The 8,957-nt window shown below is 71.0% G+C and carries 6 protein-coding genes; 3 read left to right on the plus strand and 3 right to left on the minus strand.

Features of this window, described 5'->3' with window-relative positions; genetic code table 11:
• Positions 1–50 precede the first annotated feature (50 nt).
• Both LOY02_RS15885 and LOY02_RS15890 read left to right on the plus strand, forming a co-directional pair.
• Entirely contained in the window at positions 51–1,322 is a 1,272-nt protein-coding gene (locus LOY02_RS15885; RefSeq protein ID WP_317183341.1) for an exonuclease SbcCD subunit D, read from the plus strand.
• Between the two features lies 1 nt (position 1,323).
• Entirely contained in the window at positions 1,324–4,317 is a 2,994-nt protein-coding gene (locus LOY02_RS15890) for an SMC family ATPase (protein WP_317183342.1), read from the plus strand.
• Between the two features lie 43 nt (positions 4,318–4,360).
• Here the strand turns inward: LOY02_RS15890 and LOY02_RS15895 are convergent, their stop codons facing one another.
• Positions 4,361–5,242, minus strand: coding sequence for a cell wall-binding repeat-containing protein (locus LOY02_RS15895; protein ID WP_317183343.1), 882 nt, complete (start codon positions 5,240–5,242; stop codon positions 4,361–4,363).
• Positions 5,243–5,635: 393 nt separating this feature from the next.
• Here LOY02_RS15895 and LOY02_RS15900 point away from each other — a divergent pair, with 393 nt between their 5' ends.
• Positions 5,636–6,613 carry a glycosyltransferase gene (locus LOY02_RS15900; RefSeq protein ID WP_317183344.1) on the plus strand — a complete coding sequence of 326 codons (978 nt, stop codon included), beginning with the start codon at positions 5,636–5,638 and terminating at the stop codon, positions 6,611–6,613.
• Positions 6,614–6,625: 12 nt separating this feature from the next.
• On the opposite strand, the gene LOY02_RS15905 is transcribed toward LOY02_RS15900, so the two are convergent.
• Both LOY02_RS15905 and LOY02_RS15910 read right to left on the minus strand, forming a co-directional pair.
• Positions 6,626–7,948, minus strand: coding sequence for an MFS transporter (locus tag LOY02_RS15905; protein ID WP_317183345.1), 1,323 nt, complete (start codon positions 7,946–7,948; stop codon positions 6,626–6,628).
• A 7-nt stretch (positions 7,949–7,955) separates the two neighbouring features.
• Positions 7,956–8,957: aldehyde dehydrogenase family protein (locus LOY02_RS15910; protein WP_317183346.1), on the minus strand; the 1,002-nt coding region annotated here is incomplete at its 5' end.

Raw genomic sequence — 8,957 nt, forward strand, 5'->3', positions numbered from 1 at the left:
CTCCGCGTGTCCCGGCAGGGTCTGTCGGTAAGTCGTCCTACCTTCGAGGCATGCGGTTGCTCCACACGTCGGACTGGCACCTCGGGCGCACGCTCCACGGTGTGAGCCTGCACGAGGCGCAGTCAGCCGTGCTCGACCGCATCTGCGAGCTCGTCGAGGACCCACCTGACGGGGTGCCGATCGACGCAGTCATCGTCGCGGGCGACGTCTACGACCGCGGGGTGCCGCCCGTCGAGTCGGTCCAGCTCTTCGAGTGGACCCTCTCGCGACTGTCCCAGGTGACGACCGTCGTCGTGACCTCGGGCAACCACGACTCGGCCATCCGGCTGGGCTACGGGGCGGGCCTCTTCCGGGACCGGATCCGGATGATCACCGACATCTCGATGATCGACCTGCCCGTCCTGCTCCACGGCTCCGACGGGGTCCCGGTCGCGATCTACGGCATCCCCTATCTCGACGTCGACCACGCCCGGTCGGCCCTGGCGCACGGCGGCGAGATTCTGCCCCGCTCGCACCAAGCGGTCGTCGGCGCCGCGTGCGACCGGGTCCGCGAGGACCTGGCCGGGCGCCCCGGCGTCCGCTCCGTCGTCGTGGCCCACGCCTTCGTGGCCGGCGCCGAGCCGAGCGACTCCGAGCGCTCGATCGCCGTCGGTGGGGTCGACCGCGTCGCCGGGACCGTCTTCAAGGGCATCGACTACGCCGCGCTCGGCCACCTGCACGGCCCACAGGCGCCCGAGTGCGCCGACGGGTCGGTCGTGCGCTACTGCGGCTCGCCGCTGCGCTACTCGTTCTCCGAGCAGGACCAGAGCAAGGTCGTGCTCCTCGTCGACCTGCCCGCCGAGGGACCCGCCGCCGTGACCCCCGTGGCGATCGACCAGCCGCGACCGATGGCGACCCTGCGCGGCACCCTGGACGAGCTCCTCGGCGACCCGGCCCTGGCTCGCCACGAGGAGTCGTGGGTGCGCGTCACCGTGACGGACCGAGCACGGCCCGACTCGCTCATGGACCGGCTCACGTCCCGCTTCGCCCACGTCCTGCAGGTCTTCCACCAGCCCGACGAGCGGATCGAGCGCGGGGTTCGCGGCACGACCGCGGTGACCGAGCGCGACCCGCGCGAGCTCGGCTCCGACTTCATCGCCTACGTCACCAAGGCCGAGGCAAGCGACGGCGAGATCGGGTGCTTCGTCGCCGGCTACGAGGCCGCCGTCACGGCCCAGGCGCTCGCCGAGGCGCAGGAGCGGCAGGAGCGCACCGGCACGTCCGCTCCCGGTGAGCACAGCGGCATACGGCGATCCCGGGCCGGTGCGGTGGGGGTGGCCTGACGTGCAGCTGCACCGTCTCGAGATGACGGCCATCGGGCCGTTCGCCGGCACGGAGGTCATCGACTTCGGCTCCATCGGCCGCGCCGGCCTCTTCCTGCTCGAGGGCCCGACCGGCTCCGGCAAGTCGACGATCATCGACGCGATCACCTTCGCGCTCTACGGCAAGGTCGCCCAGGCGTCGGCGGACGTCGAGCGCATCCACTCGCACCACGCGGATCCGCGTGCGATCCCGGTCGTCACGCTCGTCTTCGAGACGCAGTCGGGGCTCTACCGAGTTCGGCGGACCCCCCGCTTCGAGCGGCCCAAGTCGCGCGGGGCTGGTCTGACGGTGCAGCAGCCGTCCGTGAAGCTGTGGCGCATCTCGAGCCCCGACGACCTCAACGGTGGGGAGCTGCTCTCGACGAACATCGGCGACTGCGACGACGAGATCACGCGAGCGGTCGGTCTGACGCGCGACCAGTTCGTGCAGACGGTGATCCTGCCGCAGGGTGAGTTCGCCACCTTCCTGCGGGCCCGGTCCGAGGACAAGGGGAAGCTGCTCGAGAAGGTCTTCGGCACTGCCTTCTTCCGCCGCGTGCAGGAGGAGATCGTCGAGGTCGGGCGGGCCGCCCAGGCCCGACGGGCGGGGGCCGTGGCAGAGATCCGCGACTGCATCCATGCCTTCGCTGTCTCGGCCGGCCTCGAGCCGGAGCGTCGAGACGAGCTCGTGGCCATCGCACAGACGGCGCCCAGCGAGCTCGACGGCGAGCTGGCCCAGGTCGTCGACGAGCTGGCCACCCGCGAGCGCCACGCCGCCAAGGCCAGCCGCGAGGCCATCGAGGCCCACCAGCAGATGGCCGACATGGTCGGCGACGCCAGGCTCCGCAGGCAACGCCGGCAGCGGCTCCTCGAGCTCCAGCGCGAGGACGAGTCGCTCGGGCGGCGAGCGATCGAGTTCGAGCAGCTGCGGGCGGCGGTGGCGCGAGCGAGGCGGGCCAGGCCGGTCGCCGGCGCCGTGCGCACGCTCGCCCAGAGCGAGGCTGCACTCAAGCGGGCCGAGGCAGCGGTCGCCGCCGCCAGGTCCCGGGTCGCTCCCGAGCACCGGGAGCTGAGCGTCGCCGAGCTCCGGGTGGTCGCGTCGTCGGCGCGCGAGGTCGTCGGTGCCCTCACCGCAGCAGCCGAGCTCGAAGGCCTGCTGTCAGTGCGACGCACCCAGCTCGAGGAAATGACGGGCCAAGCCGGCAGTGCCCGCTCGGCCCTCGCGCAGGTGACGGCCGAGCTCGAGGCGCTCCCGGGGACGATCCGCACCTGCGAGGAGTCCCTGGCCGCGGCCCGTCACCTCAACGCGCTCCTCGAGGGGCGGAAGGCCACCGCCGCCAGGGCCAGGAGGCAGCTCGATGCCGCGACCCTCGAGGCTGCCGCCGCTGCGAAACTGCCCAAGGCAGAGGAACGGGCAACCCGGGCCCTCTCCGCGCTCCGTGATGGTGAGGCGGAGCTGGCGCGGCTGCGCCAGGCGCGCATCGACGACATCGCCGGCGAGCTCGGCCTGTCCCTCGTGGAGGGGCGGCCCTGCCCCGTCTGCGGGTCGCTCGAGCATCCCGCCCCCGCGCGACCCACCCCCGACGCGGTGACGCCGGAGCAGGTCATCGCCGAGGAGGAGCGCGTCGAGGCGCTGCGGTCGGCGCTGGCCGAGGCCGGCGACGCGCTCACCGCACTCCGGGTCGAGATCCGCGGGCAGGCGGCCGCCTCGGAGGGCCTCGACATCGACGCGGCCCGATCCGCGGCCGAGCACGCCGCCGAGGAGCTCGCGGCATCGCTGCGAGCCGCAGGAGACGTCACCCGCGCCGAGACCACGCTCGCGCATCTCCGCCGGCGCGCCGACGAGCTGACCGAGCGTGCCAAGCAGCTGACCGCCGACCTCGCCAGGCTCGACCACGCCACAGAGGAGCTCGACTCGCGCATCGCCGCCGACACCGCGGTCGTGGAGACCGCTCGGGACGGTCACGCCACGGTATCCGAGCGCCGCGACGTGCTGGTCGCAGCCGCGGCGCGCATCGACGAACTCGTCGATGCGATCGGCCGACGCGACTCGGCCCGGGCCAGCGTCGCCGAGGACGAGGCGGCCCGCGATGCCGACCTCGCAGCCGCAGGCTTCACCGATGTCGGCGAGTGGCTCGAGGCGGACCAGTCCGTCGAGTGGATCGCGGCGCGGGAGAAGGAGATCGCCGACTTCGAGACGGCCTGCACGCGCGTCAAGGCCGGCCTTTCCGGACCCGAGCTCGCAGACGTGCAGCTCGACGCCCTCTTCGACGACATCGAGCCGATGGTCGAGCTCGAGAAGGCCGCGAAGAAGGAGATGGAGGCCGCCACCCACGAGCACGGCAGCCTGCGCAGCCAGGTGAGGAAGACCCGGGAGCGGGTCGTCGGGATCAAGGCGGCACTGGAGCGCAACGCCGAGTGCATCGCCGAGACCGCGGACGCCGTCCGGCTCGGCCAGCTCGTCGCAGGCAACGGCGACAACCAGCTCAACCTCGATCTCGCCAAGTACGTCCTCATTCGACGCTTCGCCGAGGTGCTCGCTGCCGCGAACACCGAGCTCGCCCGGTTCTCCGGTGGCCGCTACTCCCTCGAGCACACCGACGCGAAGAAGGGCAACGCCAAGTCCGGCCTCGGCGTGCGCGTCCACGACATGCACACCAACCAGGTTCGCGACGTCGGCACCCTCTCCGGCGGCGAGACCTTCTATGTCTCGCTGTCCCTGGCCCTGGCCCTCGCCGAAGTCGTCCGCGCCGAGTCCGGCGGCGTCGACCTCGGGACCCTCTTCGTCGACGAGGGCTTCGGCACCCTGGACCCCGACGTGCTCGACGACGTCATGCACACGCTCGAGGGACTGCGAGCCGGCGGGCGCACCGTCGGCATCGTCAGCCACGTCACCGAGCTGAAGTCGCGGGTCGCTGATCGCATCGAGGTCCTCGTCAGGCCGGACCGGACCTCGACGCTGCGCGTCACCGCGTGAGCCCAGCCGGTCGATGTGATCGATCGGGCGTCGTGCCGATCGATCACATCGAATCCGGCAGGACGGCCCAGCAGGTGTAGCCGATCACCTCGACAAGGAGCCGGTTCTGCGTCGCGGTCACGCTCGTGTTGGTGTCCTCAACACCCCACTGGCGGATCGTGTGGTTGCCGGCGTCGACCCAGTCGAAGATGAAGTCGCTGACGTAGGTCTCGCGGGTCTGCCCAGCGTTCAGCACGAAGTTCTGGTTGGTGACGGTCGAGGTGAGAGGGCTCCCAGCGTTGTCGAGCGACCGCGCGGTGGTCGCACCACCAGCGGTGACCGATCCGGACGTGACGTAGTAGCCGTTGGCCGTGGCACGGATCTTCCAGCTGTCCGCACCGGGGCAGACGTCGGGGAGCATGACGGCCGTCGACGCGACGGCACCCAGCGTCGTTGGGAGCACCGGGCTTCCGGTGACGACCTTGACCTGGTTGTCCGGCAGCTTGGAGGCGGCTGCGGGCACGAGCCGGGAGATCTCGGCAGCCGTGGCATACCGGTCCAGCCCGGAGATCCGGGTGACCTCGTTGGCCGTGTTGGCGGTGGCGTAGCCCTTGAGCAGGTTCAGCACCGCGTCGCTGACGGTGTTCGGGCCGCCGAGGATGCGGATGTACCGCGGGTCGAGACGGCCGAGCTCCATGGCCGTCGCCGTCGGGATCGAGTCCCTTGTGACGAGCAGGATCGGCGCGCCGTCGAGCGCGGCGAGAACACTTCCCGCGAGCGCGTCGGGGAAGTTGGCGCCGGTGGCGACGTAGACGATGTCCACGCCCGGGTCGGCCGCGTTGGCGCCCTGGACTCCACCCAGGGCCAGCAGGGTGAGGGCGGCCGCGCCCGCAACGAACTTCTTGGGACGGCTCAGTCGGCGGGAAGGCGTGCTTCTCTTGGTCACGCGTTACTCCAGACGTCCGATGGATGACGCACCGGGGAATGGACTGCGTCCCCCGACATCGGCCAGGTCGGCGACGCCGACCTGGCCGATGGTCCGCTCCGGTTGGCCCTTGTCCGGAGAATCGCGAAACAGCTTGCGGCTGTGCGCAGCTCAGAGACGGCGCACGGAGGCCTCCCGGGGCTGGATCTGCGCCGCGATGGCGAGGATGACGAGCCCGACCAGGGCCGAGGCTCCCGCGAGCCAGGCGTAGCCGAGGGACTCGACCACCACCCCCCGCGGCGGGCGCCGCCATCTCCATCACGCCTCAGTTCTCCGGGGTCGGGCGCAACTCCATCGAAAAGGTGGGCGGGTCCTCACAGCCCCGCGCTCAGATCCTTCGGCACAATGGTGCCCATGCCCCGGAGCCCTTGGGCCAACCCGCCGCGAGTCCTGAGGGCAGCGGCACGCCGCGTCCGCCACGTCGGGCGTGAGATCACGTCCAGAACGGCAGTGGCGTGGTCCCACACGGCCGACGATGTTCCTCCGGCCTTCTTCGGGTGGACGAGATACAGCCAGTACTACCGGGGGACGTCCGCCTTCAAGACCTCTCGCGCATTTCCCGACGAGGACGCCTACAAAGCGCGGCTGTGGTCAGCGGAACGAATGGGCCCGCGCGCCACCATGTTTCTCGAGCTGTCCGTGCCGTTGCTCCAGCAGATGCGCAAGGAGCATGTCTACAGGCACGTGGTGAGCTACTCGCCCGAGATGCCCGAACCGTGGTTGGGGCAGCTGCTCGCGGCGGCGGAGCGCTACGACGTTCTCGAGCTGCTCCCAGCCGGATCGGGGGGCGTTCCGAGCCATTTCGAGCGCGTCCTCGAGAGGGTCGAGTCGCCATCGCGCACGGTCGTGTGGTTCCGCGTCGATGACGACGATCTGCTCAGCATCGACTACCTCGACCGTCTGGCCGTCTACTCGACCAGATCCGAGCGGGGACGGGGGGTCTCGATGGCTCGTGGTTACAGCGCCTTGTGGCACGACGGTGTCATGATCCACCCGCGCGAGGCACGCCGACCGTTGGGGTCACAGGGGCAGGCCTACGTCGGCGCCTACGACCACACGAGTCAGCGGCTCACCATGCCCCGTCCGGGGGACCACTCCACTGTCGACCGGCGAATGCCCACGATCCTCGACTCGCGCTTCCACACCTTTCTCCAACTGCGTCACGCGGGCCAGGACACCCAGTCGGGGGAGGCTGAGCCCTTCGAGCTCCTGCACCGCCGCCACACGAGCATCGCGGCCGTGTCCGGCCATAGCCGCCTCCTGGAGCTCTTCCCCACGGTCGCCGGTGTCCTGCGCGAGACCCTTGGACCGGGAACCCCCGCCAGCACCTGACAGCAGGACGTGTCAGACGGCCCGCGGGCGCGTGCGCTGCAGCGCAGCGGCGATGGCGAGGATGACGAGCCCGACCAGGGCCGAGGCTCCCGCGAGCCAGGCGTAGCCGAGGGACCCGACCACCACCCCCGCGACGGCGCCGCCGCCCGCCCCGGCAAGCCCCATGAAGACGTCCGCGAGGCCTTGGGACGCCGGCCTCTCCTCTGTCTCGACGGCGCCGGTGAGCAGGGTCGATCCCGAGACGAGCGTGCACGACCACCCGACGCCGAGCAGGAAGAGCGCCACGAGCAACAGGGCTGACCACCCCGCGTCCGAGAGCGCGGCAAGGACCGCGGACAGGGTGAGGATCACGCCGCCGAGCATGGCGACGGGCCGCCCACCCCACCGGTCGACGGCCGTGCCGACCACAGGCGACAGGACGTACATACCGAGGATGTGGATGGAGATGACGAAGCCGATGACCTCGAGTCCCGCGTGGCCGTGCTTCATGTGGATCGGGGTCATCACCATGACGGCCACCATGACGAGGTGACCGAGGCCCATGACGAGCACTGCCCGCAGCGCATGGGTGTTGGCACGGATCACCGAGAAGCCACGCCGCATCGACCCATCGTGGTTGGGTGCCGTCGGCGCGGGTCCCGACGTGGTGCCCTCCGCGAGCCCGGCCGTATGCCGCTGGGCTCGCTCCTCGTGCGCCGTCGCCTCGAGCGCACGGGCCGTGAGCAACGGGTCGGGGCGCAGCAGGCGGTTGACGACGAACCAGGCGAGGAAGAAGCCGGCGAGCGAGAAGATGAAGGAACCGGCGAGGTCGGGGATTCCGACGAGACGAGCAGCCGAGACGCCCGGTCCGATGAGGTTGGGGCCGGCGACGGACCCGATCGTCGTCGCCCAGACGACGATGGAGAGGTCACGCCCCCGGTGCGCGGGCAGGGCGAGGTCCGCTGCGGCGTAACGCGCCTGGTTGTTCGCCGTCGTGCCACCGCCGAAGAGGAACATCCCGACGAGGAAGAGGGGGAACGACCCGGCGACTGCCGCGGTGATGACGAGGGCCGCACCGACGAAGGCGACGCCCAGCCCGAGCGACTGTCCCATCCGACGACCCCGGCTCGCGATGACCCTCGCGACGGGGATCGTGATGAGGGCGCTCCCGAGGACCTGTGACGTGGTCCCGACACCCGCGAGCGCCTCGGTCCCGCTGATCTCCTCGGCGAGGAGCGCCCCGACTGCGATGCCGCTCGCCATACCGACGCCACCCAGGACCTGGGTGGCGACGAGCGTGCGGATGACCTTGCGCTGCAGTGAGGCCCGGTCGATGTGGGATTGGGTGAGCGTCACTGCAGAGTCACACGTGGCGGCGGGAGGTGATGACCCGGAAGCGATTGGCGACGAAGGCGGCGTCTGTGTAGGCGGCGTTGGCAGCGGGGTTGGCCCCGGTGCCGTGGTAGTCGGAGAAGGCCGCGGTCTGGTTGACGAAGATCTGGCCGGTGAGGTTCTCCGACAGGGCAACACCGCCGGCGACCGCTGCCTCGCGGGCCCGCTCGAGGACCTCCTCGCTCGTCGAGTACACCGAGGCCGTCATCCCTCCGTGCCGGTGCACGGTGTCGGAGAGCTGGGCGAGCGACTGGTCAGTCGACGCGGTCTGGATGAGGAAGCCCACGGGCCCGAAGCACTCCTGCGTGTAGACGTCCTCGCGCTGCACGTCGACAGAGACCAGCCCGGGTGCCCGGACCACGGCCTCCGCATAGGTGGGGTGCGCGATCCGGCGCGACTCGAGCACGACCCGGCCCTCGGCCTCCGCCGCCATCGACTCGAGGGAGTCGGCGTTGGAGCGAACCTGGTCGTTGACGGTTGCCCCGAGCAGCTCGACGGCCTTGGCGTCGTCACCCGTGAGGCGCGCCACCGCCCCGGCCAGACGATCGGCGAACTCGTCGAAGGACAGGTGGCCCTCGTCGGTGTCGACCCCGCCGGTCGGCACGTAGATGTTCTGTGGGGCCGTGCACATCTGTCCGGAGTAGAGCGTCAGCGAGAAGGCAAGGTTGCCGAGCATGCCCTTGAGGTTGTCGGTCGAGTCGACGACGACGGTGTTGAGGCCGGCCTTCTCGGTGAAGACGAGCTTGCCGAGCGCGGCCCCACGCTCCTCGAGCCAGGCGCCGAAGGCCGGCCCACCCGTGTAGTCGATGATGGCGACCTCGTCACGCTCGGCGAGGGTCTTCGCCAGGCCCTGCCCGTCTGCCTCGGCGGCAAGCTGCACCAGGGCGGGGTCGAAACCGGCGTCGGCGAGCACCTTCCGCGCGGCCTCCACCGAGATGGCGAGGGGGAGCGCGGCCCGCGGATGCGGCTTGAT

The sequence above is a fragment of the Intrasporangium sp. genome (assembly GCF_032907665.1).
Classification (GTDB): Bacteria; Actinomycetota; Actinomycetes; order Actinomycetales; family Dermatophilaceae; genus Intrasporangium.